Consider the following 26,543-nt stretch of genomic DNA (forward strand, 5'->3'; position numbering starts at 1 on the left):
AAGACACCCCATGCAAATCGAGACGCCCCCCACTGAAAAACGCTACGACAAACCCGAGGGCGAACGCCGCGGCCTGGTTATCGTCAACACCGGTGACGGCAAGGGCAAAAGCACGGCCGCCTTCGGCCTGGCACTTCGTGCCCACGGCCGCCACCACGTGCATGGCAAGGCCGTGAAGATCTTCCAGTTCATGAAAGTGCCGAGTGCGCGTTTCGGCGAACACCGCATGTTTGAGCAGCTCGGCATTCCCATCGAAGGCCTTGGCGACGGCTTCAGCTGGAAAAGCCAGGACCTGGAACACTCGGCCCAGCTCGCGCGTGATGGCTGGCAGAAAGCCAAGGCCGCCATCCTGGGCGGTGAAAACTTCATGGTGGTGCTGGACGAGCTGACCTATCCGCTGATTTACGGCTGGATGCCGCTCGACGATGTGTTGCAGACTCTGAAGGACAGGCCCAGGGATGTGCACGTAGTCATCACCGGCCGGCGTTGCCCGCCGGAGCTCATCGAGCTCGCCGACACGGTGACTGAAATGACCAAAGTCAAACACGCCTTCAACGCCGGCATTCCGGCGCAGCGCGGCATCGAGGACTGAGGCGTGACGCCCCAGTTGCCGGACCACGCCTTCAGCCTGCCGGAACGGCAGGCGGTGTACCGCGCGATTTACGAGCGGCGCGACATGCGCCATTTTTGCGGCGGCACGGTCGCTGACGAGTTGCTGGCGCGCCTGCTGTCGGCTGCCCACCACGCGCCCAGCGTCGGTTTCATGCAGCCCTGGCGCTTTATCCGTGTGCGCAACAGCGCTTTGCGCCAGGAGGTGCATGCGCTGATCGAGCAGGAACGCGTGCTGACCGCGCAAGCGCTGGGCGAGCGGCAGGATGACTTCATGAAGCTCAAGGTGCAGGGCGTGCTCGACGCCGCCGAGGTGCTGGTTGTGGCCTTGCCGCCAGGGCGTGAGGCCCATGTATTTGGAAGGCGTACGCTGCCCGAGATGGACCTGGCTTCTGCGGCCTGCGCAATCCAGAACCTGTGGCTGGCTGCCCGCGCCGAAGGGCTGGGCATGGGCTGGGTGTCGATTTTCTGCCCGCTCAGGCTTGGCCAGTTGCTGCAGATGCCCGAGGGCAGCAAGCCTGTTGCCGTGCTGTGTCTGGGCCCCGTTGCCGATTTTTACGACCAGCCCATGCTGCAAGCTGAAAAATGGGCGCGCCGCACTGCCTTGTCTGACCTGGTCTTTGAGGATGGCTGGGGCCCGGGTGCTCCGCTTTCGCCCGTTGCCGGTTCTCTTCATGATTCACTCCCGCCCCATTGAAAGCCACGCCATGCCTTTTGAAAATGCCCTGTTCCAGCTCGCCCAGATGTTTCTCTGGCCGGTCACCCTGTTGGTGTTCGCCGTATTTGCCTATGCGGTGATGTCCCTGGGCGCCTTCGGCGTGGAGTGGCTGCGGCGACGACGCCAGCCCGATCGGCTGCTGCTGCTGAACCGGCTTAGCGACGCCTCGGCCGAAGCGCTGGAACTGGCGGTACTCAAGGAGCTTGAAGGTTTGCGGCTGTGCAGCCGCGTCGCGCCCATGTTGGGACTGGTGGCGACCATGATCCCCATGGGCCCGGCGCTGGTCGCGGTGGCTTCGGGCCAGTCGCAGGGCGTGGCGCAAAACCTGGCGCCTGCTTTTGCGGCGGTGATCGTGGCGCTCGTCGCAGCATCGATCACCTTTGTGGTGTACAGCGTGCGCCGGCGCTGGCTGCTCGCGGAAATGCTGGCGGTGCTGGACGGGCAGACCGCATGAGCCCGCCCGGCAGCGCTTCGCCCAAGCCAGTCACAAGAGTGGCAGCCGCCAGGCCGCGCATGCGCATTCTTGACGAGGACGACGACGACCCGGTGCTCTCCACCATCAACCTGATCGACGTGTTTCTGGTCGTCATTGGCATGCTGCTGATTGCGGTGATCAACAACCCGCTCAACCCGTTCGCTAATGACAAGCTGACCATCATCCGCAACGAAGGCCAGCCCGACATGGAAATCATCACCAAGGACGGCCAGAAGCTCACCCGCTTCAAGGCCAGCGGTGCCTCGGGCGAGGGCGATGGTGAAAAAGCCGGTACCGCCTACCGCATGAAGGACGGCACCATGGTGTACGTGCCGGTCGTCCCGGTCGTCCCGGTCGTGCCCGACGGCGCGCAGGCTCAGGGGGCGCGGCCATGACGCTGGTGCGTCGCCTGCTGGCCAGCGTGCTGTTGCTGCTGTTGCTCGGGGCAGCGGGGGCTGCGGCCCAAACTACCCAGCTGCATGTGGTGTTGCTGACCACCTACGTGGTCACGCCGTCGCGGCTGGCGCAACTCGTGGCCGGGGCGCGGCAGGCCGGGGTGCCCCTGACCACGCTGTCGGCCGAACAAGGCACGCCAGAGGCATTGGCCCAGGCGTTGCGCGGTGCGCGCTTGCTGGTGATTGATGCTCCGCACAGCAGCGTGGCGCAAAACACGGCCGCCCGCTTCGGCGACATCCTGGACAAGGGCGATACCCCGTATGTGCTGGTGGGCGAGTTTGCCGCCGTGGCGAACAAGCAGCCCGTGGCCGCTGCGCCCCTGGCCGCCGAGCGCGGCGTGGACAGCGCCTGGGCACAGCGCCTGCGCGAGTACTGGCGCTTTGGCGGTGCGGCCAACATCGCTTTGGCCATGAGCGCCCTGAAGCAGTCGCTGGCCGGCACGCCCGACGCTGCGGCCCTGCCAGTTGCTGTGCAGTTGCCTCTGGCAGGCTTTTACCACCCGCGTTGGCCGCAAATGCAGAGCCAGGCATCGGAGCTCGATCAGCTGCCGTTTTCAGCATCAAATATGCCTCGAGCCCTTATGGGACGGGCGCAAGCAGCTCCCAAAACAGTAGCAATCGCCGTCAACAACGCCGTTTTTACCGGTGCCGACACCGGCTGGCTGGACAGCCTGATCGCCGCGCTGGAGCAGCGCGGGCTGCGCGCCTACGCGTTTTACGGGCCGCGCCAGCAACAAGACCTGTTCTATCAGGCCACCCACATCACTGAGCCGGCGGGCCAGCGGCGTGTTGCCGACCTCATCATCAATGCCGCGCTGGTCTTCAACCCGACCGGGCGCAAGGCCGAGCTCGAGCGGATCGGCGTGCCGGTGCTGCAGACCATGCCGGCGCTGGCGATGAACCCGCCCGAATGGGCGCAGAGCCGCGACGGGCTGGCGCTCAGCGATGTGTCCTACTACTACACGCCCAGCGAGTTGTCGGGCATGGTCGATGCCATGCTGATCACGGCGCGCGACACGACCAGCGGCTCGCTGCTGCCTATCGCCGGCCAGATCAACGCCGTGGCCGACAAGGCCGCCGCCCTGGTGCGCCTGCAGCAGACGCCACCGGCGCAGCGCCGCGTGGCGATGATGGTCTACAACTATCCGCTGGGTGAGGGCAATGTGGGCGCGTCCTTCCTGAACGTGCCGAAAAGCCTGCATAACATGCTGGCCGCGATGAAAGCCGCCGGCTACCAGACCCAGGCGCCGACGGCGGATCAGATCACGCCCCAAGTGCAGGCCACCATGACCGCGTTTTACAAGCCCGAGCTGGTGCGGGGCCTGCTGGCGCAGGGGCTGGCCGAGGCCTTGCCGCTGGCCAGCTACCTGACCTGGTTCCGCAGCCTGCCACCGGCCACACAAAAGCGCATTGAGGACTACTGGGGGCCGGCCGACAAGGCCGCCATGCTGCGTGCGACCGATGCAGGCCAGCCGGCCTTCATCATCCCGCGGCTGCAGCTGGGCGAGGTAGTGATCCTGCCGCAGCCGCTGCGCCACGAGATCACGGCGTCAAGCTCAGCCGAGCAGCGCAAAAAACGCATCGGCCACCGCTCCCAGGTGCCGCTCAGCCACAACTACCTGGCCACCTACCTCTGGCTGCGCACCCAGTTCGGCGCCCATTCGCTGGTGCATGTGGGCACACATGGCACGCTGGAATGGGCACCGGGCAAGGAGCGCGGCCTCTCGGCGCAGGACGATCCGCTGCTGGCCCTCGGCGACATGCCCAACATCTACCCCTACATCATGGACAACCTCGGCGAGGCACTCACCGCCAAGCGGCGCGGCCGCGCGGTGCTGGTCAGCCACTCGACGCCGATGTTTTCACCGGCCGGTTTCCGCCCCCAGGTGCACGAGATGCACGACCTGATGCATGACTGGGAAACCGTCGCCCCCGGGCCGGTCAAGGCTGAGCTGGAAGCGCGCCTGATCACCCACTTTGTCGAGCACAACTACCATCTTGACCTGAAGTGGAGCCGGGAAAAAATCCGCAACAACTTTGCCGGATTCATGGAAGTGCTGCACCCCTTTATGGATGACCTGGCGCAGGCCGCCCAGCCGCTGGGCCTGGCCGCCTTCGGCGAGGTGCCGGACGCACAGCGCCGCCTGCTGACCGTGCTGCAGACCCTGCGCAAGCCGTTGATCGAGGCGCTCGGTGAGGATATCGACGAGGTCTTTTTGCTCGACGGCGCACGCCTGATGCAGTCGCGCCCCGCGCGCTGGTTGCAGGTCGCGTTGAAAGACCCGCAGGCCGCGAGCCGGCTGGACCTGCGCGCCGAAGACGCGAAGAATCCAAAGACCTCGGTGCCGAATCGCGCCGAAGCCAAGCTGCTGGACCCGCAGGTGCTGCTGGCACTGGCGCAGCGCGCCATCCAGCTCGATGCCGCGCTGGCCAACAACGAAGAGATCAGCGGCTTTCTGAAAGCGCTGGACGGCCGGCATCTGGCCGCCAGTTACGGCGGCGATCCGGTGCGCAACCCCGACAGCCTGCCGACGGGCCGCAACCTCTACGGCTTCGATCCCGGCCGCGTGCCGACACGCCAGGCCTGGGACACCGGGGTGGCCGCCTTCGATGCCTGGATGGCGCAGCACCGCGCAGACAACAAGGGCCGGTGGCCTCAAAAAATTGCCTTCACCCTGTGGGCCGGCGAAACCATGCGCCATCAGGGCGTGATGGAAAGCCAGGCCCTGCACGCCCTGGGTTTGCGCCCGCGCTGGGATGACGCTGGCCGCGTCACCGGCCTGGATACGGTGCCGGCCAGCGAACTCAAACGACCCCGGCTCGATGTGCTGCTCAGCGTGACCGGCTCCTACCGCGACCAGTTCCCGACCGTGATGCGCTGGCTCGATCAAGGCGTGCAGCAAGTGGCCGCCTTGCGCGAGGCCGACAACTTCGTGGCGCGCAACTCCGAGGCGCTCGCCCGAACCATGCAGGCCGGCGGCGCCACAGCAGCGCAGGCGCGGCGCTGGTCCACCGCACGGGTCTTCTCCAACGAGCAGGGCGCCTACGGCACCGGCCTTGCCGATGCGGCGCAGGCCACCGACCTCTGGCAGACTGCGGCCAGAGCCGGGGGCGACGCAGAGATGGCCAGCCTGTACATGGCGCGCATGGGCCATGCCTACGGCGAAGGGCTGGGCGAGTCGGATAGTGGCGGCGAGTCATCGACTGTGCTCAACAAGCTGCGCAGCGCTGTCTATGCAGGCAACCTCCGGCAGGTCGACACCGCCTTGTTGTCCCGTACCTCCAACACCTACGGTATGCTGACCAGCGATGATCCTTTCCAGTACCTTGGCGGCATATCGCAGGCGGTGCGTCAACTGACCGGCAAAGACCCCTCCCTCTATGTCCAGAATCTGCGTGACGCCACAGAAGTCAAGACCGAAACTGCGGCCAGCGCGCTGACCAAGGAAATGCATACCCGTTACCTGCATCCGCAATGGATCAACGCGCAAAAGGCCGAAGGCTACAGCGGCACCCTGCAGGTGCTCAAGACGGCACAGTTTCTCTGGGGCTGGCAGGTCACCTCACCACAGACGGTGCGGCAGGACCATTGGCAGTCGCTGCACAACGTGTATGTGCGCGACCAGTACAAACTGGGCACACGGCAGTGGCTGGAAGGCCATAACGGGGTTAGCCGCGCGGCTTTCGCACAGACGCTGGAGCGCATGCTCGATGCAGTGCGCCTCAATTACTGGCGGCCCGACGATGCGACGAAAAAAGAGCTGGCGCAGGCGTACATGGACGCACTCAAGGCAACCGGTTTGCGCGAAAGCAATCCCGCGGTGCGGCGTTTTGTTGAAGCGCAAGCCGGTTCTGTCCCGCCCGCAGCCACGCGCCAGATTGTGCAGCCCGCGACTGCGGCCGCGCCGCAACCCCTCGCCCAGGTGACAGATGCACAGCTTGCCCCAAAATCGCCTGCGGCGGTGCAGGGATTGAAACTCGAACCGCAGGCCGACGTGCCCGCGCCGAAAGCCACGCCCGTGGTGGACACCCTCTTTGCGCTGTTTGCCACGGCGCTGTTGCTGGCGCTGGGCGCCTGGCGGCAGGCACGGCGTGGCCGCGTCGCCGTGGCCTCGCGTCATCGAGGATAGGGAGCCTCAGATGCTGACAGCGTGGAACTTCTTCCAGTTGGATCCAAGCCCCGGGATGCTCGCGGTGTGTGTGGCGATTGTTATGGTGTTTGTGCTGGTGCTGGCCCTGTCGATTGATGCGCGCTGGGGCGAACCAAGACCGGTTGTCCATCCTGTCGTCCTGATGGGCCGTTACCTGCAGGCCTGCGGGGATGTGATCACTGCCCGTCCGCCGGCCCTGGCTTTTGTCGGCGGCGCGCTGGCCTGGCTGGCCGGGGTGCTGGTTGTGGGCGCCCTAACTTTTGCGCTGCAGGCCCAGATCTTGCGTCAGGTCACGCATCTGGTGCTGAATCCGGGGCTGGACAAGGCCGCCATTGCCATGCTGTGGGTAGTGCTCATGGGATGGCTGCTCAAATGCATGTTGTCCTGGCGCATGCTGCATGACGAGGTCGGTGCGGTGGAGACCGCCTTGCAGCAATCGGTGGAAGCCGGGCGTGCACGGCTGGCCTGGCTGGTCAGCCGCAACACCGCCCTGCTCAGCGAGAGCGAGGTGCGAGAAAGCGCTATCGAGTCACTGGCCGAAAATCTCAACGATTCGGTGGTGGCACCGGTGTTCTGGTTCGTTCTGTTCGGCCTGCCGGGCGCGGCCATCTACCGTTTTGCCAATACCGCCGACGCGATGTGGGGCTACCGCGGCATGCACCGCGGGCAGCACTGGGAGTGGGCCGGCAAATGGGCGGCGCGTGCCGATGACGTGTTGTCCTGGTTGCCAGCGCGCCTGACGGCTGGTTTGCTGGCATTGGTGGCGCGCGGCCTGCCGGTGGGCGCCTTGCGTTGGGAAGCCGCCAAGACACCGTCGCCCAACAGCGGCTGGCCAATGGCGGCCATGGCGCTGGCGCTGGGTGTCAGCCTGCGCAAGCCGGGGGTGTACACCCTCAACGCCGCAGGCCGGCCGGCCGAAGCCGCTGACACCGCCTCGGCCCGGAAATATGCATCAAAAGCGGTGTTTGCCCTTGTCCTGTGGGCGACGACAGCTATCTTTTTAATAGCATTGACCTTGTTCCCGGGAATTTCGCAATGAGCTTTTTGCCGCTTGCGAGTGCGCGCAACCACGGCGGTCCTGACCAGTTCGGCGTGCCCCTGCATGATTTTTCAAGCAACAGCAATGCCTGCGGGCCGTGCCCGGATGCGCTGGCTGTGGTGCAGCAGGCCGATGCCACGGCGTATCCCGACGCCGGCTACACCCGGTTGCGCCGCCAACTGGCGAATTTTCACGATGTTGCGCCTGAGCGTGTGCTGGTGGCCGGCAGTGCCAGCGAGTTTGTGTTTCGGGTGACGGCGCTGGCGGCGCAGCGCGGCGCTTCATCCGTCTGGCTACCGCGCTACAGCTACGGCGACTATGCGCAGGCGGCTTCAGCCTGGGGGCTGCCGCTGGCCTCGTCGCCAGATGGGGCGCAGTTGCGCTGGGCCTGCGACCCGTCCAGCCCGCTGGGTCAGTCTGACGCGGCGCCGGACGGTCGCGCAGACACGAATGCCCTGTGCGTGCTGGACCGTGCTTACGAGCCCCTGCGCCTGAGCGGTGTGTCGGCATGGTCGGGCGGCGCGGTGCAAAACGTCTGGCAACTGTGGACGCCGAACAAGGCCCTGGGCCTGACCGGTGTGCGCGCAGCCTATGTGATTGCACCGACCGGCCAGGACGGCACGGTCAGGCAACTTGAAGCACTCGCGCCGTCCTGGCCGGTGGGCGCGCACGGGGTCGCCATGCTGCAGGCCTGGGTCAGGCACGACGTGCAGGCCTGGCTGGCCGCGAGTTTGCCGGTGCTGCGGGAATGGAAGGCCGCGCAGCTTCAATTGTGCGAATCGTTGGGCTGGGGCTGCCTGCCCAGTGAGGCCAATTTCTTTAGCGCGCAGCCGGCCCTGCCTTCGGGAATCACGCTGGCAGAGGCGCTGGTGGCATTGCGGACGAGGGGTATCAAGCTGCGTGACACCACTTCCTTTGGCCTGCCCGGCCATGTGCGCCTGAGTGTCGCGGCTCCAGCGGCGCAGGATGCCTTGCGCAAGGCATGGCCCGATATCGCGAGGGCTGCGGCATGAGGGCGAAGGCCATCATGGTGCTGGGCACCACCAGTGGCGCCGGCAAAAGCTGGCTGACCACCGCGCTGTGCCGCTATTACGCCAACCAAGGCCTCAAGGTCGCGCCTTTCAAGGCGCAGAACATGAGCAACAACGCCAGAGTCGTAGCCCCCACGCTTGTCGCTTCGCGTACTACGCTACCCCCCGAGGGGGCTAATTTTCCTTGGGGCGGCCCGGCGGAAAATTGCGTGCCTGGCGGCGAGATCGGCAGCGCGCAGTATTTCCAGGCGCTGGCGGCCCGCGCCGTGCCCGAGGTGCGCATGAACCCGCTGCTGCTCAAGCCCGAGAAAGACACGCAGAGCCAGGTCATCCTGATGGGGCAGGTCAACACGGAACTGTCGCGTATGGCCTGGCGCGGCCGCAGCGCGTCGGTGTGGCCGGTGATCGCGCAGGCGCTCGACGAGCTGATGGCCGAGAACGACGTGGTGGTGATTGAAGGCGCGGGCTCGCCCGCCGAGATCAACCTCAAGGACAGTGACATCGTTAACATGCGTGTGGCCCTTCACGCCCATGCGGCCTGCCTGCTGGTCACCGACATTGATCGCGGCGGTGCGTTTGCGCACCTGTACGGCACTTGGGCCATGCTTGATAACGCCGAGCAAAAACTGATCAAGGGTTTTGTGCTCAACAAGTTCCGCGGCGATGCAACCCTGCTTGCACCCGGCCCGCAAATGCTGCAGAACCTGACCAGCGTGCCGACGGTCGCGACCCTGCCAATGTGGTGGCAGCACGGCCTGCCCGAGGAAGACGGAGTCTTTGACGCCAGCAGCCGCGCCACTGGCACCGTTACCAAAACCATCGCGGTGATTGCCTACCCGCGCATCAGCAACCTCGACGAATTCCAGCCGCTTAAAAACGTTCCCGGCATTCGCCTCCAGTGGGTGCGCAGCCCGTCAGAACTCGCGGGTCTGTCGCCGGCCGACTGGGTCATCCTGCCCGGCTCCAAACACACGAGCGGCGACCTGGACTGGCTGCGCGCCCAAGGGCTGGATCGCGCAGTGGCCGAACATGCCGGCCGCGGCGGCGCGGTGCTCGGTATCTGCGGCGGTTTGCAGATGCTCGGTGAAGCGCTGATTGACACTCACGGCATCGACGGCAATGGCCCGGGCCTGGGCCTGTTGCCGGTTGTCACGATGTTCGAGCCGGCCAAGACGGTGCGGCACCGCGAGGCGGGCTTTACTGCGGTGAGCGGGCCCTGGTCGGCGCTGTCGGGCGTGATGGTGCGGGGTTATGAAATTCACCACGGCCAGACCGCGCCGCACAGCGCCATGGCTGCCGCCGGTGACCTGGCACAGGCGGTGCTGCCTGAGGGCCTGGGCTGGCAAAACGCTGCGGGCAATGTGCTGGGCGTTTACCTGCATGGGCTGTTCGAAGACCCGGCGGTGCTGCAGGCACTGTTCGGTGCGGGCACCCCCACGCTGGACTCAGTGTTCGAGGGCCTGGCCGGCTACATTGACCGACACTTCGAGCCGAGCGTACTGAATGAACTGATTGCCGGAAGGGTTGCGCCATGATTCTGGTTGTTGCGGCGAATCTTGCCGTGGTGTTGATGGCAGTGGTGATTCATTACGAGTTCCTGCTGCGGCTCAGTGTGCTGCTGCGTCGCGTCAAGATTCCACACCGGCCGCGGCTTCTGCTCGGCGTGGGCGGCGCACTGGTGGCGCACGCGGTGGAGGTCTGGCTGTTTGCTGCCGTCTATTACCTGATGCACCATGCCGAGGGCTGGGGCAGGCTGACGGGCAACTTCGACGGCAGTCTGATGGACTGCGTTTATTTCTCCTTCACCACCTTCACCACGCTGGGCTTTGGTGACATCCAGCCGATTGGCGAGATGCGTTTTTTGACCGGCATCGAAGCCCTGACCGGGCTGGTGCTGATCACCTGGACCGCCTCCTTCCTGTTTGTGGAGATGCAGAAGTTCTGGGATTCAAAATAGCGCCTTTGCCATTTCGGTTTTTGGGGGGCGGCGGGCCCTCGGCGTGGGAGGCAAAATCCGGCAGGCCAGAACCGGCGGCGAGGTCATCAACGACTGCTTGTATGTGAGGCATCCAACAGCGTACCAGGCACTGCGGAATTGTCGGTATGTTGCCCAGTAGTCTGCGTCAATTCTCCGGGGAAGACTGCTGCGTCAATGCGCGTAACCGGGCCGCCACTTGAGTCAGCCCGATTACCTCCTGCGCCGCCCCCAGCGCAATGGCCTGCCGCGGCATTCCGAACACGATGCTGCTCGCCTCGTCCTGCGCAAGGGTGATGGCACCTGCATGCCGCATGGCCAGCAACCCCTCGGCGCCATCTGCGCCCATGCCCGTCATCAAGAGGCCGATGGCCTGGGCGCCCGCCGTCCGCGCCATCGACATGAAAAGAGCGTCCACGGACGGACGGTGCCTGTTTACCGCAGCATCGTCGGTGACACGTAGCAGATAGCGCCCCGATTCCCGCGCGAGCAGGAGATGACGTCCACCCGGCGCCACATACACAGTGCCTTCAACAGCCTCATCTCCGTCGCAGGCCTGCCGGACCGACAACGCGCTGATGGCGTCGAGGCGGCGGGCGAAGGTCTCGGTGAATCCTGGCAGCATGTGTTGGGCCATAAGTATCGGTGGCATTTGCGCCGGGAGTTCGGTCAGGATCGCCCTGAGCGCCTCCACCCCGCCGGTCGAGGCGCCGATGCCGATGATGGTACCCACGGCCATTCGGCCTCGTGGTCGCTGCGGGGCTGCAGGCGCCGGCAAGAGTTGGGAACCGGCGGATGCCCTCACGACACGGGCCTGGGCTGCCGCACGAATCTTCTCGGCGATGTCCTGGCTCACACGCGCAAGTTCGTCCAGTGACGCCGGCTTGGGGAAAAAGTCGACGGCACCCAGTTCCAGCGCGCGAAAAGTGGCGTCAGCACCCTCTTGGGTCAGCGAGGAGATCATGAGCACCGGTAGCGGCCGCACCGCCATCAGCTTGCGCAGGAAGTCCAGGCCGTTCATGCGAGGCATCTCCACGTCCAGCGTGATGACGTCTGGCGCCGTGCGGCGGATGCGCTCTATGGCCAGTAAGGGGTCCGACACCACGCCTGCCAGTCGCATGTCGGGCTGCGCGTTGATCACCTGCGACAGGAAGGTCCGCATCACGGCAGAATCATCGATGACGAGAACGTTGATCATCTGGAAAAAATCTCGACGTCGCCACTGCCCGATTGGCCCGACAGGCCCTGAAGATACGCTTGCTCCTGCCGCTGAACCGGGTCGTCCTGGCGCAGGCTCAGGCGTTTGAGTTGGACTTTGCCCGTGGCAGGAAAAAAGTGGACCTTGCGCGGGCACTCCCCAAGCAGGTCCTGCCCCAACAGTTCAATACCCTCCTCGCGCAAGAAGCTGAGTACAAATTCGCTGTTGCGTGCGCCCACGTCGAACCTCTCGAATCCCTGTAGGACCCGGGCACCGCCGAATACCTTGGCTACAAAGCGGCGTCGGTCTGCACCCAGATGAACCATGGTGTTTATCAGCAATTCCATGGCGTTGATCCCGAATCGCGCTGACAGGGCCCACGGCGACGTGGGTGCAGCAGCTTCACCCGGAAGCATGAAATGGTTCATGCCGCCGATACGACGAACCGGGTCCCACAGGCAAGTGGCGACACAGGAGCCAAGCACTGTTGAGATCGAGCCATCGCCTTGCGTTGCGTAGTACTGCCCAGGCAGCACCCGCACTGAGGTAATCCTGAGTTCGCGGTCGAAGTAGCCCAGTGGCGCTGTGTCCATCACCATGCACGCGCGGCGTCCGCTGTGGGGTGACTCCAAGCCGGATGGTTTTCCTCATCGACCGTGCGCTGGAACGCTTTATCCCTGCGGATGCATGGTTTAGGCTCAATGTCGGCTTGCTCCGCCCTACAGCGGACGTCCTGCTTTTTGCACACACGTGAGTTACCCGAAATGAAGAGCGGGAGAGCCATATGTTTCAACCAGGTATGAATTCGTAGGCAGTGCGGCCGCAGGGCTGGAACGCTGCCAAGGAGGCGGGGAAGCTTTCGGCATGGCCTACCGCCAGCAAGCCCTTGGGTCGCAGTACGGTAGCAAACCGTGTGAGCAGGTGTCGTTGTGCATCGCGGTCGAAGTAGATCACGACGTTGCGGCAGAAGATCGCGTCGAAGGGCTCCATGGTTGGCCAGCGTTGTGCTTGGAGGTTCAACTGCATGAAGCTCACCATGGGCCTCAACTGTGGCCGCACGCTGATCCAGCCGTGGTTGTCACCGACTCCGCGCAGCCAGTGTGCGCGCAATTGCGCAGGTGTGAGGCTGGTCGCTCGGTCCTGCGGGTACAAGCCCGCATTGGCGTAGTCAAGGGCATCGGTGTCTATGTCGCTGCCCACTACTTCCGCCGGGCATTCAGCGTCGCGCAACGTCATGGCGATGGACCAGGCCTCCTCGCCCGTAGAGCAAGCCGAGCTCCACACGCGCATGGGGCGCCGCTCATTCGCACGATGGATCAGCGCCCGCGCGCGCAGCAATCCGAAGTGATGCGGCTCGCGAAAGAACGCGGTGAGGTTGGTCGTGAGTGCGTTGACAAATGCCTCGCGCTCTCCCGAAACGTCGTCTAGCACCAGGTTCAGGTAGTCCGAAAAACTGTCCATGCCCCGCGCACGCAACCGCCGCGTCAGGCGGTTGTGCACCATATAGCGTTTTTGGGGTCCGATTTTAATCCCGGCGTATTCCGCGATCAACCGCCTCACAAGCGTGAACTCTCTTTCACCCATCAGAGCCGTGACATCGGGAATCATTGGCGCCATTCAACTATGGATGATGAAGTGCAATCAGTTTTTGCTGCGGCCAAGCTACTCATGAGCGTCTCAAAACTCTTCCCATTGTCCGCTACCGGATGGTTTGCGCGAGGACGGCAGCATCTCTGCGACGGGCATTGGCGCGACGGGACTGACTGGCCGGGGTGTCGGCGCACGAACAACAACGGGCGTGGGGGCAGGCGGCTCTTGCTCGTCCAGTGCATCTTCATCGAGCTTGAAGCGCGACACGGCCTGAAGCAACGCGCCAGCCTGCTCCTTCATCGCCTCCGTAGCGGCGGTTGCTTCCTCGACCAGCGAGGCGTTTTGCTGCACCACCTGCTCCATCTGCGCTACTGCGGTGTTCACTTGTCCGATACCTGCGCTCTGCTCCTGACTGGCCGCTGCGATCTCGGCGATCAGGTCGTTGACCTCCTTGAACGACAACACGATGCCCACCATCGTGTGGCCCGCTTCGTCAACCCGCGCACTTCCGGCCTGGACTTTCTGTTCAGAGTGCACGATCAGGGCTTTGATCTCCTTGGCTGCCGCCGCCGTGCGGTGCGCCAGGCTACGCACCTCCGCTGCCACCACTGCAAAACCGCGCCCTTGTTCGCCGGCACGCGCCGCCTCCACGGCTGCATTGAGGGCCAGCATATTGGTCTGGAAAGCAATACCATCGATGACACTGATGATCTCGGACATTTTCTTGGATGCATCCAGGATTTCGTCCATGGTCGCGACGACGCCGTCCACCACTTCGCCGCCTTTGCGGGCAGTGTCTGATGCAGCGGCCGCAAGCTGGCTGGCCTGGCGCGCATTGTCCGCGTTCTGCGCCACGGTGGAGGTGAGCTCTTCCATGGAACTTGCCGTTTCCTCCAACGTGCCTGCCTGCTCCTCGGTGCGTTGTGACAGGTCCAGGTTGCCCTGGGCGATCTGGGCACTGGTGTCGGCGAAGGAGCGAGCGCTGTTCATCACTTCGTAGATCAACGCGCGCAAGCCAATGGTCATTTCATCCAGCGCCGTAGCCAGCTTTCGTGTGTGCAGTTGGTCCATGCCCTCGGCTCGAGCCGTCAGGTCGCCGGCCGAAACCCGCTCCAGGAGCTGCGTTGCGCCTCGCAAAGGGCGCAGATTGGACATGTGGATCCCGCGACGCAGCCGCCAACCTGTGACCATCCCGATCACGACCATGGCGGTCAGCAGCATGGCCGCCTGACGCTTGTCTGCATCCGCTTCTCGAGCGACCCGCGCGACTTCCTGCTCGATCATGCCGTCGACCGCCTGCGCCACCGATACCCACTTGGCGTGGTCCTGCTTGGCAGCCGCTTCCAGAACAGAGACGTCAAGCTTGTATTTTTCCATGACGGCGCGTGCCTCGGCAAGGTGCTTGCGAACCACATGCTGCTCGGGCGTGGGCGTCAAGAGTTGCGAGGAGGGTGTACCCGTCCTGGCGGATCTAGCAGGGATCTGCTCAGTGGCCAGTCGTAAAGCGGCTGCATCAGCGGCATGCGCCGCCAGCGAGGCGGCGGCGAAGTCGCGCCCCATTTGAAGCGATTCCACTAGGCGCCGCTGCGACTGGTCGATGACGTAATAGGAATAGCTACCAGCGACGGCGACTCCCAGCAGCAGCAGAAGAATCAGGGTGTTGAGCAGGAATGCGGCGGTATGTTGTTTTTTCATGATGAATCTCCCATACGTTGGGTGCGGTTTAGTGCGAGGCTGCCTCGACGAGTGCCATCTCTGAGCTGGTCATGAGCTTTTCGATATCGAGCAGGATGAGCATGGAATCGCCGACAGTGGCCAGTCCGGTGATGTATCGCGCGTCAAAGGTGGTCGACGCGAACTCAGGTGCTGGGCGGATCAACTCAGCCGCCAGCGACACCACGTCTGACACCGAGTCCACCACCACGGCGACCACACGTGAGGCCACATTGAGCACAATGACCAACGTCAGCTCGTCGTAGCGCGCCTCGGGAAGCTGGAACTTCACGCGCAAGTCCAGGATGGGTACGATCACACCGCGCAAGTTAATGACGCCCTTGATGAATGCAGGAGCGTTCGCGATGACCGTGGGCTTCTCATACACTCGGATTTCCTGCACCTTCAGGATGTGGATCCCATAGCTTTCCTCCCCCAGGCGGAAGGTAAGGAACTCGATGTCCGGCGCTTGCGCTTTCGTTGGTCCCCCCGAGGGCGATAAGCTGCGGTAGCTGTTTTGCATGGTTTTCATATCCTCTTTTCAAAGCAGCATGGCTTCGCGGCGCCCACACAGGCGGGCGATATGTACCACGTCCAGGATCAAGGCCACCGAGCCATCGCTCATTACGGTTGCGGCAGAGATACCGGGTACCTTGCGAAAGTTGGCTTCAAGACTTTTGACCACAACTTGTTGCTGGCCTATCAGCGCATCGACCATCAGCGCAGCGTAGCTTCCGTCCACCTCCACAATGACCGCAATGCCACTGGCTTTCGCGGGCTCCCGGCCTGAGGGAAATATCCTGTCCAGGTGCAACACGGGCAGGTACTCGCCGCGCAGGCGCAGTGTTTCCTGTTCACCGGGCAATGCATGAAAATCTGTTGGCGCCACGCTCAGCGACTCGACCACTGCCGACAGCGGGATGACGTAGGTTTCACCGCCCACGTCCACCGTCATCGCTTCGACGATGGCCAGCGTGAGTGGGACGCTTACCGTGACGGTCGTTCCCACACCCTGCGCGCTGAAGATGTCCGCGGTTCCGCCCAGTGCCTCGATGTTGCGGCGCACCACGTCCATCCCGACACCCCGTCCGGAAAGCTCCGTCACAGCCTCGGCTGTGGAGAAACCAGCCTCGAATACCAGCTGCCAGACCTCCATGTCGGAGGCGTCCGGCGACACGTCAAGACCTTGTCGTTTCGCCTGAGCGAGGATACGTTGCCGGTCCAGCCCCCGGCCATCGTCGCTGACCTCGATCACCACATTGCCTCCACGTTGGCTGGCACGAAGCCTGAGAAGTCCTGCCGCCGGCTTGCTGACCGCCTGTCGGGCTTGCGGCGTTTCGAGTCCATGGTCGATTGCGTTACGCACGAGGTGTGTCAGCGGGTCAGAGATTTTTTCGATCAACCCGCGGTCCAGTTCAGTGGCCTCGCCATCAAACTGCAGTTCAACCTGTTTGCCCAGCTGCGCTGACAACTCATGGACCAAGCGGGCAAAACGAGAGAACACATGCGATATCGGTAGCATTCGGATGGCCAGTACCGCCTCCTGCAGGTTGCGGGTATGGCGCGACAAGTCCGTCAGGCCCTTGTCGGTAAAGCGGTCTGCCGCGGCGACATCATTTGGGCGCAGTGACCGCGCAAGCATGGCCTCCGTGATCACCAACTCCCCCACCAGGTTGACCAGCAGGTCAATCTTCTCGGTAGACACGCGGATCATGCCTCCGTCATGCGTCTGCAGGCCGACGAGTTCAGCTGTCTCCTCGGCGGCACGGAGAGGCACTGGCGCAGCAGCCGCCCGGAGCGCGTCGCGCCGCTGGCGAAACTCTTGCGGGTCCACGAAGAACTCATCACCGTTGTCGGCGGGCGGGATCGTCTTGGCCTTCTCGATGGAGATCAGCTCCGGGGCCACCAGCAGTGAGAGCACGTCCGTCAAATCGGTCGCGGTCCCTTCCAGCGTCACCTGGAATGCCACCGCTCCGCCGGCTGTATTGTCAACCTCGGTTTGGGTCACAGAGCCCATCTCAGCCAGGCCGGCGAGCATCATTTCCAGCTCGGCTTGGGCGATCGGCTCAACCAAGGGACCCAGGCGCACGGCGAAGCTGCGCAGCATTGGCCCCGGCTGAGGGGTTGTCGCATCGCTGCGCGGCCGGGCCAGTTGCGCACGCAGAAGCGCTTCGGCTGGCGCGCTGTCGGGGGCTTCATGGGCCACGCCGCGATGACGCAGCGCTTGCGCTTGCACGGTGTCGCCGGCCCTCAACATGGCCTCCACATCGGCGGCCTCCAGCGCCCGCTCATCCTTGCGCAAGAGATCCAGCAGGCTTTCCTGCAGATGAGCCAGCGCTGCCATGTCGTGGCAGCCCAGCATGGCGGCGCTGCCCTTGATGGAATGCACGGCACGGAATATGGCATTGAGCCCCTCCTGACAAGGCTGGCCGGGTTGCAGGCGGAGCAGGATCGCCTCAACATTGGTCAGGTGCTCATGCGTTTCCTCGAAAAAAATCGCGCGGTAGGTGTTGGGGTCTCCAAGGACACTGGCGGGTTCTTTCATGGCGCTCCCGGGTCTTCAGATGAACTTCCCGACGATGTCGAGCATGCGTTGCGGATCGAAGGGCTTGGCCATCCAGCCGGTTGCGCCGGCTTCTCGGCCTTTTTGCTTGAGTGCCGGGTCGACCTCTGTGGAGAGCACGATCAGCGCGACAGTGTCATATTCGGCCAACTGGCGCAGCTCGCGAACCAAGGTCACCCCATCCATGCGGGGCATATTGTGGTCCGTCACAACCAGGTCGAAGCGTCGGGTGTTGGCGGCTTCCAGCGCCTCTATGCCGTCGCCCGCCTCCGCCACGTCATAGCCGGCGGCAGCCAGCACCGCGGCCACCATCTTGCGCATAGAGCGAGTGTCGTCCACCACCAGGATTGACTTGTTCATCATTGTTTACGCTTGGAGCGCCCTTCGTGTTTGCGGCTGCTCGGAAGGAACTTGGCGATCACCTCCAGCAGGTGGTCTTCGTCAAGCGGCTTGGTCAGGTACTCGTCGCACCCGGCCAGCGAGCCGCGCAGCTTGTCGAACGGCGAGCTGCGGCTGGTCAGCATGACGACGGAGGTCTTCTTGATGGCTTGCTTGTTGGACTTGATCAGCTTGCAGACTTGGTAGCCGTCAATGCCGGGCAGAACCACGTCCAGGAACACACAGGTGTATTCACGCGTGCCACTGAGTCCAATGGCCTCTTCGCCGGTTTCGGCAAAGTCCACCTCGAATCCGAAAGGCGCCAACTTGGCCTGCATAAACATGCGCACCGTCGCATTGTCGTCAACTACCAGCACCGTGTCGCCGAGCATGCGCTTGGTTGTCGCCTCGTCTGGGTTGTCCCGAGGGCTGAGCGTTCGACCCAGCTGCGCGCCAGGCAAGGTGCGACGCAGGGCAGGCACGGGGTCAAGTGTGCGACCAAGCGCGGCGGTTTGGTCCTCATCTCCACCCACGAGGTTGTCCAGTGCTTGCAACAGGCGAGCCCACTGCACCGGGCGCGGCAGCATGGGGAAGCCTTCCACAGCCGGGCCGCTGCCTATCATCACCGTGGGCAGGCTCGCGCGCTTGAACAGTGAACGGAATTCGCCGAGCGCAGTGGGCTTGTCAGCATCCACAAGGTAGATGCCCGGCGGGCGGGTCGAAACGCCCGGTTCGTACTGCGCAAACCCCGGATCTCGGCGGGCGGCCAGCGCGAAGATGCTGGCGAGCATGGATCGCTCCACGCTGTTGAAGCCGATCACGTCCACCAGGTATTGTTCGTTGTCACTCACGATAGTTGCTCCAACACGGCTTTGCCGTGGGCCCAGCGCTGCTCTGGTTTCTTGGACAGCATCCGGTTTAATAGAGGTTGATATTTCTCCAGCATTCGCGGCAGGCGCGGTACTGGAGCAAACATGTGTTGGCAGATGATCTCTGTCAGCGTCGTTCCGGGGTAGGGCGGCTTGCCTACCAGCCATTCGTAGAATAATACGCCCAGGCTATAGACATCGGCCGTAGGTTGGGCGGCGCCAGGGCCCTGCTGTTCTGGTGCCGCATAGCGCGGTGTGCCAATGAGGGTGCCGGCCGTGAGCGGATAGCGCTGGCCATGCGGGCAGGCTGTGCCGAAATCGGACAGGGCCACGCTGCCATCCCCACGCAGAAGCAGATTCGCCGGTTTCAAGTCCCGGTGTACCCAACCCTGCTGATGCAGCAGCGCCAGTGCGCTCGCCGACTGCGCCAGCAGCGCCAACGCCCGTGGCGGTTGCAGCGGGCCACGCAGTTGGCTGAGATCCCCGCCCTCCATGAGCTCCATGGCCAGAAAGGCCTGTTGCGAGGTGGCACCATGGTCTAAGGCTTGTACGATATGCGGATGGATGGCCTGATTGTGCAATTTGAACTCGCGTTCAAATCCGGGGCTGACGCCGCCGCCTGTACCTCGGGAAGCCAGCTTGATGGCCACTTTGCGGCCCGTTTGCGGCGAGTGCGCCAAGTAGACGACCCCGTGGCGCCCACGCCCCAGCACAGCATCGAGCTCGTAGCCGGGCGGGGCGCTTGCGAATGTGGTGTGCATGCTTAGTGACCCACCTGGTTGAGCGCATTCAACAGCGTGGCCACTGACTCGTAGCGCTTGGCGGGGTCCTTGGCCATCATCTTTTCCAGTATTGGCTGTAGCATGCGGTGCGCCGAAGGCAGCAATGGCACCGGCGCGTCCACATGAAGCTGCAGCAGCTCGTGCGCCGTGGCCGCGGTGTATGGCTTCTTGCCTGTGAGCATCTCGAAGGCCAGCACGCCCAGACTGTAAATGTCGCAGCGTTGGTCGACGTTGCGGCCCAGGACCTGCTCGGGGCTGAGGTAGTAAGGGGTTCCGACAATCTCGTTGGCCCCGGTATCTGTGATCTCCATGGAGACCTGCTTGGCGATGCCGAAGTCCGCGATCGCGACGATCCCGTCGTCGCGCATCATCACGTTGTCGGGTTTGAGGTCGCGGTGCACGATACCCACTTGATGGATGACTTCCAGCCCGGCGGCAATCTGCCGCAAGTAATACAACGCCACGCCCGGGTCCAAGGCCCTGCGCATACGACTGCGCAGATCGCCCAGCGGGAAATACTCCATGGCGATATAAGCATTGCCGACACAGAAGTCCTGCCGGAAGATACGCGCCACATTCGGGTGATCGATCTGCGCCAACAACGCAAATTCCTGCATGAATCGCTGCAGGTCAGCCATGCCCTGCGCACTGTTAAGCCGCAGGACCTTAAGCACCTGAGGTTCGTGTCCGTGACTTGGCTGGGCCAGGAATACGGACGCAACACCGCCTTCGCCTATCTTGCGCAACAGGCGATAACCTTCGATCAACAGGTGGCCGGCGTATTGCTGCCCTGCAGAGCTGGATGGCTGCGTGACTTTGGCGGCAGCCCGGGCCAACAGCTGGTTCTGGCGAAGCGACTCGCGCAGCGACTCGTAGTGGCTGGGCGGAGTGGCCGAACCTCTGCGCGGCACCAGGCCCGAGATCTCGACGATGTCCAGAAATCCATCGTCCGGTAGACCCAGGGTGCCGATGCGACCAGCGTCCACGCGGGTGCCGGCCGCCAGCCGGGTAGGGCCCGACGTGGCGAGATTCCAGTTCAAATCAGCAGCGGCAACCTCCAGAAGGCGTGCGATTTCCACCGCCTCGCCCATGGCGTGCACCATACCCTCGCTGTTGGTGGAGCGAGGTTTGACTTCACCCGCGCCGAGGTGCACGCCGATGGCCACGCACAGTGGTGGAAGGCCGGCTGACTGGGGCCGGGCTGCGACGCGGCTCGACAGTTGTACACATTCATGGACCGTGAGAATGGCAGCGTGCAACGCCCGCTTGGCGTGCGTCGGGATGCGGTCTTGCGTTTTGTGCGTGAACGCGCATAAAACTGAGTCCGGCCGCCGCTGTGCGATCTGGCCCCCCAACTCCAGGACGGCGGCCGACAAGATGCGCCGGACATCGTTCACGAAAGAGGTAAGTTCTGTACCCTCCATGGTCTGACAGGTTGCTGTGAAGTTGTGCAAACGTGCATACAGGAAGGTGGATATATCCGCAGGCGGTGCGACCGGCTCGCTCTGCCCGGGCAACTCCAGGGGCGAGGCCTCGGTCGGCGGGAAATGCTCATTGGCTTCGGGCATTGACTCGAAATGCATGGCGGCTAGTAGAGCGGTCGGGAAATGGCTAAACAAGCTGAAAGTGACTGACGCGCGCGCGGAGCGAAGCGCAAACCGCAGGGAAGGCAGGGCCCACTCCAAAGGCTCTCCGCGCCGTCAGGATTGCGAAGAGGCGCTTTCCAGTCTCGACACTGTCTAGTGGCAGAGGTCGGCTCTGAGACTGGAAACTTGTGTGCATTAACGGTTGACAGTTTTTGGTGCATTTGGGTAACGTATCGCAAGAAAAGACACGTTCGGTTACATACTATAAGCGTGATGCTTCAGATTTCCTTCCGTTCTTACGGTAATTCTTCACGATCAGGCAATGCAAGGCTATACCGATGCGGCAGATCCACACTTTAATAACGCCCATCGTGATAATGCTCTTTTACCCTGTTTGAGATAAATAGGCCAGCCATTGACGCGGCATCACATCATCGCCAGGAGACGGCGATGCAAGGATATGGTTGCTTTCGCGCACGCTCAAGATTCCCGGAAAGAGGCAGTGGAATCGGAGTTACAGCTAAGAGTCCGGGCGTCAGAAGGCGTAGAAGCGAAAAATGGACCGGCGCGGCGCATTGCAGCCGACCTTCCTTCTGTCGCCCAGGTTCATAGGAACGGGACTGCCAAAAACGCCTTCAACATGTTGCAGACGGAAATACAATACAGGCACTGTGTATTTATCCAGACCTTAACCAGTCCATACCGTAAGTGAAAGCCCTGCCATTTATTCAGCGCCGGAGGCAGTATTCCCCAAAGGGGCGCTTTTACCAACATGGCTGAGGCGTATGTGGTCGCCGTGCGCGCTTTGTGCGACTTCACCGCCAAGCACGGTGACCTTGATTTGCGCTTCACCCCCTCGCCATCGGCCATTGAAGGCATGGCCGGCCACCGCATGGTGGCGATGCGGCGACCGCCGCACTACCAGACCGAAGTCAGCTTGAGTGGCGACTACCGCGACCTGCGGGTGCGCGGCCGCGCCGATGGCTACGACGCCGAGACTGGCCAGCTTGAAGAGGTCAAGACCTATCGCGGCAACCTGGACGCCATGCGCGAGAACCACCGGCATCTGCACTGGGCCCAGCTCAAGGTTTATGGCCACCTGCTGTGCAGCCGCGATGGCCTGCAGCAGATCAAGCTGGCGCTGGTGTACTACAACGTTACCACTCAGGACGAGACGCTGCTGGTCGAGTCACACAGCGCGGACGAATTGCGCATTTTTTTTGAAGACCAGTGCGGGCGCTTTCTCGAATGGGCGCGCCGCGAGCTGGCGCACCGCGCTGCGCGCAACCAGGCGCTGGCGACATTGCCGTTTCCGCACGCGGCTTTTCGGCCCGGCCAGCGCGAGCTGGCTGAGGCGGTCTACAAGGCGGCCAGCAGCGGCCGCTGCCTGATGGCGCAGGCGCCGACCGGCATCGGCAAGACCATTGGCACGGTTTTCCCTTTGCTCAGGGCCTGCCCGACGCAGCAACTTGACAAGATGTTTTTTCTCGCTGCCAAGACACCGGGCCGGCAACTGGCGCTGGATGCGCTGGCGCTGATCAAGGCCACTGCGCCGGGCTTGCCGCTGCGGGTGCTGGAGCTGGTGGCGCGCAGCAAGGCCTGTGAACACCCGGACAAGGCCTGCCACGGCGAGTCCTGCCCACTGGCCCAGGGCTTTTATGATCGCCTGCCGGCAGCGCGCGAGGCAGCGGTGGATGTCGCCGCCGCCCGCCCAGGCCCGCTCGACAAAAATACCCTGCGCGAGGTGGCGCTGGCGCACAAGGTCTGCCCCTACTACCTGAGCCAGGACCTGCTGCACTGGAGCGACGTGGTGGTGGGCGACTACAACTACTACTTCGACGTCAACGCCATGCTGCATGCCCAGGCCCAGGCGGGGCAGTGGCGGGTTGCCGTGCTGGTGGACGAGGCGCACAACCTGGTTGAGCGTGCGCGCAAGATGTATTCGGCCGAGCTGGCCCCCGCCCAACTGGCGGTGGCGCGGCAGGCGGCACCTCCGGAGATCCGCAAGGTGCTGGACGGCCTGGGCCGGAGCTGGCGCGCGCTGCACCGGGACCAGACAGAAGATTACCAAGTGTATGAGGAGGTGCCGCAGGATTTTCGGGGCGCATTGCAGCAGACGGCCAGCGCCATCCTGGATCACCTGGCCGAACACCCTTCAGGTATAGCCGCTCCCTTGCAGGACTTTTTCTTTGAGGTGCTGCACTTTTCGCGCATGGCCGAGTTGTTGGGCGCCCATTCATTGTTCGACATCACCTTGGGCGAGGGCGGCGCACTGCTGTGCCTGCGCAACGTGGTGCCCGCACCATTCCTCGCGCCACGCTTTGCCGCCGCGCGCTCGGCGGCGCTGTTTTCGGCCACGCTGAGCCCGGCCAACTTCTACAGCGACCTGCTAGGCCTGCCGGAGGACACCGCCTGGATCGATGTGGCCTCGCCCTTCAAAGCCGAGCAGCTGGCGGTGCGGGTGGTGGATGACGTGTCCACGCGTTTTCACCATCGCGGCCACTCACTGCTGCCGATGGTGGAGCTGATGGCCGCGCAGTACAGGACGGCACCCGGCAACTACCTGAGTTTTGTCAGCAGTTTCGACTATCTGCAGCAAGTGCTGGCGCTGTTCAGCGCGCGTTATCCCGAGATACCCGTTTGGGCGCAGTCGCGCGGCATGGAAGAAAGCGCGAAGAAGGCGTTTCTCGACCACTTCACGGTGGTATCCGGCGGCATCGGTTTTGCCGTGCTCGGCGGCGCATTTGCAGAAGGCATTGACCTGCCTGGCAAACGCCTGATCGGCGCCTTCATCGCCACCCTGGGCCTGCCGCAGATCAACCCGGTCAACGAGCAGATCAAAGCGCGCATGGAAACCAGCTTCGGCCGCGGCTACGACTACACCTATCTGTACCCCGGGCTGCAGAAGGTGGTGCAGGCGGCGGGGCGGGTGATACGCACCGAGTCGGACAGCGGCGTGGTCTACCTGATCGATGACAGGTATGCGGCGCCTGAAGTGCAGCAGCTTTTTCCCGGGTGGTGGAAAGTGGAGCGGCTGCGGGCGCGTCTGCCCTGTGCGCCCGTGAAGCGGCCCTCCATCGATCTTGTAGGCTGAATCAATGAAATTCACCGTCACTCGTCGGCCCCTCGCCGCGCCATGCGGCGTTGCTGCTGCGCTCTTGTTGCGCTTCTTGTGAGCGAGATCGCCTTCCAGCCCTTGCTCCATAAGCACAAGCAGCTATAAATACGATAGCGCCTGGGGGCTGGTTATGCCGGCACGGGCGTCTTCGGTGTGTAGTCGCAATACGGCGCCACCGCGCATTGCCAGCACATGGGCTTGCGCGCCACACACACATAACGGCCATGCAGGATCAGCCAGTGGTGCGCGTCCACCAGGTATTCGGGCGGGATGCGTTTGAGCAGCTTCAGCTCAACTTCCAGCGGCGTTTTGCCCGGTGCCAGGCCGGTGCGGTTGCCCAGGCGGAAGATGTGGGTGTCCACCGCCATGGTGGCTTCGCCGAAGGCTGAGTTAAGCACCACATTGGCGGTCTTGCGGCCCACGCCGGGCAGCGCCTCCAGCGCCTCGCGGCTGTGCGGCACCACGCTGTGGTGTTGCTCGACCAGCATGCGGCAGGTTTCCATCAGGTGTTTGGCCTTGCTGCGGTACAGGCCTATGGTCTTGATGTAGCCCTCCAGGCCCTCAATACCAAGATCAAGAATCTTCTGCGGCGTGTTGGCCACTGCAAACAGCTTGCGTGTGGCCTTGTTCACACTCACGTCGGTGGCTTGTGCGCTCAGCAGCACGGCGGCCAGCAGCTCAAACACGCTGGTGTATTCCAGCTCGGTCACCGGCATGGGGTTGGCGGCTTTCAGCGTGGCAAAAAACGGGGCAATGTCGGTGGTTTTCATGGAAGCTCTGCAATAATTTTTTCAGCTTGGGCTAGCATGCCTCGGCGTATGGGGGTAAACACCCGCGAAGGAAAGCCGGGTGGCAACTCCGCCTCTACCCGCTCCAGCGCGTCAGGCACCTGCAGCACCAGCGCCACCATGTGGTCAAAGGCGTCAGGCACGCCGCTTTGCAGCGCCAGTTCTTGCCAGTGGCGGGTGCGAATCTCGTGCAAGTGGTCGTGCGTGTTTTTGCTACGCAGGGCCATGGCTAGTTTGGCGCGCCGCGGGCTGAGCTGGTTATCGCCGTTGCCCATGATGGGCCAGACCGACAGCACGTCATACAGTGGCGTCATGTGAAAGCCACCGCCACGCTCCAGAAAGATCGAGAAGTTTTTGGCATGCCCGTCTGTGGCGGCCATCAGCCAGAAGGCGAGCTGCGCTTTGACGAAGGTCAGGCGGTCTTCGTTGGCACGGCTGCTGATTTCAAGCTGGCGAAGAATTGCGCGTAGGCCCGGGCCGCCTTCCGACTCGTACTTGCGCTCCCCGGATACGCCCAATGTCTGGCAAAAATCTTCCTGCGGCAGGCGCGCCAGCCACTCTTTGCCGGTTGGCGGAGACTGAAGCGCCCGGTCGAACCATTCAACCACCAGCACCTTGCGTTTGCCAAAAACCGCCGGCTCACATTTGGCCACGGGCATACCGAGTGCCGCAAGGAGGCGGGCACACAGCCATTCGTTTTCTACAGAGTCGCTCATGTCCGCCCGCATGTTGCCCACAAGGTCGAGCGGGAGCTTGAAGATGTGTGTGGTGGGCGTAGAACCCAGCGGACGCCTCCATTGACCTGCATGCCAGAGCAGGGCGGTTTTTTCCTGGGCGCCAGCGATCGAAATTCGAAAATCATCAGCCTCCAGCATGCCAATGACGCGTCCCCCCGTCACTGCCGAATTGATGGCGCGCTCGACTCCAGCTTCGTCCAGCGGTTCGGATTCAATGCGGTCAATACCTGCGGGGTCTTCGCCCAGCGGCAACAGCTGCACAGCGCCCACGCAATCGCGGCCTATGGCGGCAAGCAGGGCAAAGGTGTCGGTGCTTCCGGTGGTGAATTTATCCCGCAGGCGCCGGCGGATGGTGTCGCTGTCTGGCAGCAGATTGTCAAAAAAAAAAGAACCACATTTCCGCGGTGCGGCACGTTGTCGGGCGTCAGGGGCAGCGACAGCGACAGCGGCCGCCCCGCGGGTGACGCAGGCCAGCTTTCGGCGTACTGGAACCGGTGCTCTCCGTCGATGACGGACCAGGTGCCAACGCGCTCTCCGTTGGTCCACACAGCCAGCATGCTGTCTTGCGGCTTGGTCCGCGGGCGGCGCGGCGTCACCACGTGGGCCCTGGCTCAGACACTTTATATTTGGGCGGCTCGTCAATCATCAGTCTGTCTGAATCGCCCCGGGTTTCATGGAGGCTGTTTGGTTTAAGTCATGCCTCCACCGTGGAGGCTTGACTGGCGAGTTGCCGGTAGTAGTTTGCCTCAGCTTCTGCCGGAGGTATAT

The 26,543-nt window shown here is 63.4% G+C and carries 21 protein-coding genes and 1 pseudogene; 10 read left to right on the forward strand and 12 right to left on the reverse strand.

Features of this window, described 5'->3' with window-relative positions; genetic code table 11:
* Positions 1 to 10: 10 nt before the first annotated feature.
* The 9 genes from cobO to H0W47_RS07525 are packed head-to-tail and all read left to right on the forward strand — an operon-like array spanning position 11 to position 10,435.
* The gene (gene cobO / locus H0W47_RS07485) at positions 11 to 592 is read left to right on the forward strand and encodes a cob(I)yrinic acid a,c-diamide adenosyltransferase (RefSeq protein ID WP_296922560.1); all 582 of its coding nucleotides are present in this window, start codon (positions 11 to 13) and stop codon (positions 590 to 592) included.
* Positions 593 to 595: 3 nt separating this feature from the next.
* Entirely contained in the window at positions 596 to 1,306 is a 711-nt protein-coding gene (bluB, locus tag H0W47_RS07490) for a 5,6-dimethylbenzimidazole synthase (RefSeq protein WP_296922563.1), read from the forward strand.
* A 10-nt stretch (positions 1,307 to 1,316) separates the two neighbouring features.
* Positions 1,317 to 1,781, forward strand: a complete 465-nt coding sequence (locus H0W47_RS07495) for a MotA/TolQ/ExbB proton channel family protein (RefSeq protein ID WP_296922566.1) — start codon at positions 1,317 to 1,319, stop codon at positions 1,779 to 1,781.
* 59 nt (positions 1,782 to 1,840) lie between these two features.
* Complete coding sequence (locus H0W47_RS07500) at positions 1,841 to 2,197, forward strand: DUF2149 domain-containing protein (RefSeq protein ID WP_296922591.1); 357 nt, start codon at positions 1,841 to 1,843, stop codon at positions 2,195 to 2,197.
* Positions 2,194 to 6,387 carry a cobaltochelatase subunit CobN gene (cobN, locus tag H0W47_RS07505; protein ID WP_296922569.1) on the forward strand — a complete coding sequence of 1,398 codons (4,194 nt, stop codon included), beginning with the start codon at positions 2,194 to 2,196 and terminating at the stop codon, positions 6,385 to 6,387. Before H0W47_RS07500 ends, cobN begins: the two co-directional genes overlap by 4 nt.
* A 55-nt stretch (positions 6,388 to 6,442) precedes the next feature.
* Complete coding sequence (cbiB, locus tag H0W47_RS07510) at positions 6,443 to 7,447, forward strand: adenosylcobinamide-phosphate synthase CbiB (protein ID WP_296922592.1); 1,005 nt, start codon at positions 6,443 to 6,445, stop codon at positions 7,445 to 7,447.
* Positions 7,444 to 8,460, forward strand: a complete 1,017-nt coding sequence (locus tag H0W47_RS07515) for an aminotransferase class I/II-fold pyridoxal phosphate-dependent enzyme (RefSeq protein WP_296922572.1) — start codon at positions 7,444 to 7,446, stop codon at positions 8,458 to 8,460. The genes cbiB and H0W47_RS07515 overlap by 4 nt, the downstream gene beginning before the upstream one ends.
* On the forward strand, positions 8,457 to 10,013 hold the full coding sequence (locus H0W47_RS07520; RefSeq protein ID WP_296922574.1) for a cobyric acid synthase: 1,557 nt from the start codon (positions 8,457 to 8,459) through the stop codon (positions 10,011 to 10,013). Before H0W47_RS07515 ends, H0W47_RS07520 begins: the two co-directional genes overlap by 4 nt.
* Positions 10,010 to 10,435: a potassium channel family protein gene (locus tag H0W47_RS07525; protein ID WP_296922577.1), complete on the forward strand. Its 426-nt coding sequence runs from the start codon at positions 10,010 to 10,012 to the stop codon at positions 10,433 to 10,435. The genes H0W47_RS07520 and H0W47_RS07525 overlap by 4 nt, the downstream gene beginning before the upstream one ends.
* Before the next feature lie 166 nt (positions 10,436 to 10,601).
* Here the strand turns inward: H0W47_RS07525 and H0W47_RS07530 are convergent, their stop codons facing one another.
* The 10 genes from H0W47_RS07530 to H0W47_RS07575 form a co-directional block, all read right to left on the reverse strand.
* On the reverse strand, positions 10,602 to 11,651 hold the full coding sequence (locus tag H0W47_RS07530; RefSeq protein WP_296922578.1) for a chemotaxis response regulator protein-glutamate methylesterase: 1,050 nt from the start codon (positions 11,649 to 11,651) through the stop codon (positions 10,602 to 10,604).
* The gene (gene cheD / locus H0W47_RS07535) at positions 11,648 to 12,250 is read right to left on the reverse strand and encodes a chemoreceptor glutamine deamidase CheD (RefSeq protein WP_296922579.1); all 603 of its coding nucleotides are present in this window, start codon (positions 12,248 to 12,250) and stop codon (positions 11,648 to 11,650) included. Before cheD ends, H0W47_RS07530 begins: the two co-directional genes overlap by 4 nt.
* A gap of 190 nt (positions 12,251 to 12,440) precedes the next feature.
* A complete protein-coding gene (locus tag H0W47_RS07540; RefSeq protein WP_367265112.1) occupies positions 12,441 to 13,268 on the reverse strand; it encodes a protein-glutamate O-methyltransferase CheR in 828 nt (275 codons plus the stop codon).
* Positions 13,269 to 13,328: 60 nt separating this feature from the next.
* Positions 13,329 to 14,936, reverse strand: coding sequence for a methyl-accepting chemotaxis protein (locus H0W47_RS07545; protein WP_296922580.1), 1,608 nt, complete (start codon positions 14,934 to 14,936; stop codon positions 13,329 to 13,331).
* 28 nt (positions 14,937 to 14,964) lie between these two features.
* A complete protein-coding gene (locus H0W47_RS07550; RefSeq protein ID WP_296922581.1) occupies positions 14,965 to 15,477 on the reverse strand; it encodes a chemotaxis protein CheW in 513 nt (170 codons plus the stop codon).
* Positions 15,478 to 15,495: 18 nt separating this feature from the next.
* A complete protein-coding gene (locus H0W47_RS07555) occupies positions 15,496 to 17,499 on the reverse strand; it encodes a chemotaxis protein CheA (protein WP_296922582.1) in 2,004 nt (667 codons plus the stop codon).
* Between the two features lie 15 nt (positions 17,500 to 17,514).
* Positions 17,515 to 17,877, reverse strand: coding sequence for a response regulator (locus H0W47_RS07560; RefSeq protein ID WP_296922583.1), 363 nt, complete (start codon positions 17,875 to 17,877; stop codon positions 17,515 to 17,517).
* Positions 17,877 to 18,746 (reverse strand): response regulator, encoded by an 870-nt coding sequence (locus H0W47_RS07565; protein WP_296922584.1) that lies wholly within the window; start codon positions 18,744 to 18,746, stop codon positions 17,877 to 17,879. Before H0W47_RS07565 ends, H0W47_RS07560 begins: the two co-directional genes overlap by 1 nt.
* Positions 18,743 to 19,525 carry a serine/threonine-protein kinase gene (locus tag H0W47_RS07570; protein ID WP_296922585.1) on the reverse strand — a complete coding sequence of 261 codons (783 nt, stop codon included), beginning with the start codon at positions 19,523 to 19,525 and terminating at the stop codon, positions 18,743 to 18,745. Before H0W47_RS07570 ends, H0W47_RS07565 begins: the two co-directional genes overlap by 4 nt.
* Positions 19,526 to 19,527: 2 nt before the next feature.
* Positions 19,528 to 21,129 carry a protein kinase gene (locus H0W47_RS07575; protein WP_296922586.1) on the reverse strand — a complete coding sequence of 534 codons (1,602 nt, stop codon included), beginning with the start codon at positions 21,127 to 21,129 and terminating at the stop codon, positions 19,528 to 19,530.
* Positions 21,130 to 21,904: 775 nt separating this feature from the next.
* Here H0W47_RS07575 and H0W47_RS07580 point away from each other — a divergent pair.
* Positions 21,905 to 24,226, forward strand: coding sequence for an ATP-dependent DNA helicase (locus H0W47_RS07580; RefSeq protein ID WP_296922587.1), 2,322 nt, complete (start codon positions 21,905 to 21,907; stop codon positions 24,224 to 24,226).
* Positions 24,227 to 24,378: 152 nt separating this feature from the next.
* Here the strand turns inward: H0W47_RS07580 and nth are convergent, their stop codons facing one another.
* Complete coding sequence (nth, locus tag H0W47_RS07585) at positions 24,379 to 25,020, reverse strand: endonuclease III (protein ID WP_296922589.1); 642 nt, start codon at positions 25,018 to 25,020, stop codon at positions 24,379 to 24,381.
* A pseudogene (locus tag H0W47_RS07590) lies at positions 25,017 to 26,332 on the reverse strand (type II toxin-antitoxin system HipA family toxin). Before H0W47_RS07590 ends, nth begins: the two are co-directional and overlap by 4 nt.
* Positions 26,333 to 26,543 lie beyond the last annotated feature (211 nt).

The organism is Polaromonas sp. (assembly GCF_013817205.1).
Classification (GTDB): Bacteria; Pseudomonadota; Gammaproteobacteria; order Burkholderiales; family Burkholderiaceae_C; genus Polaromonas.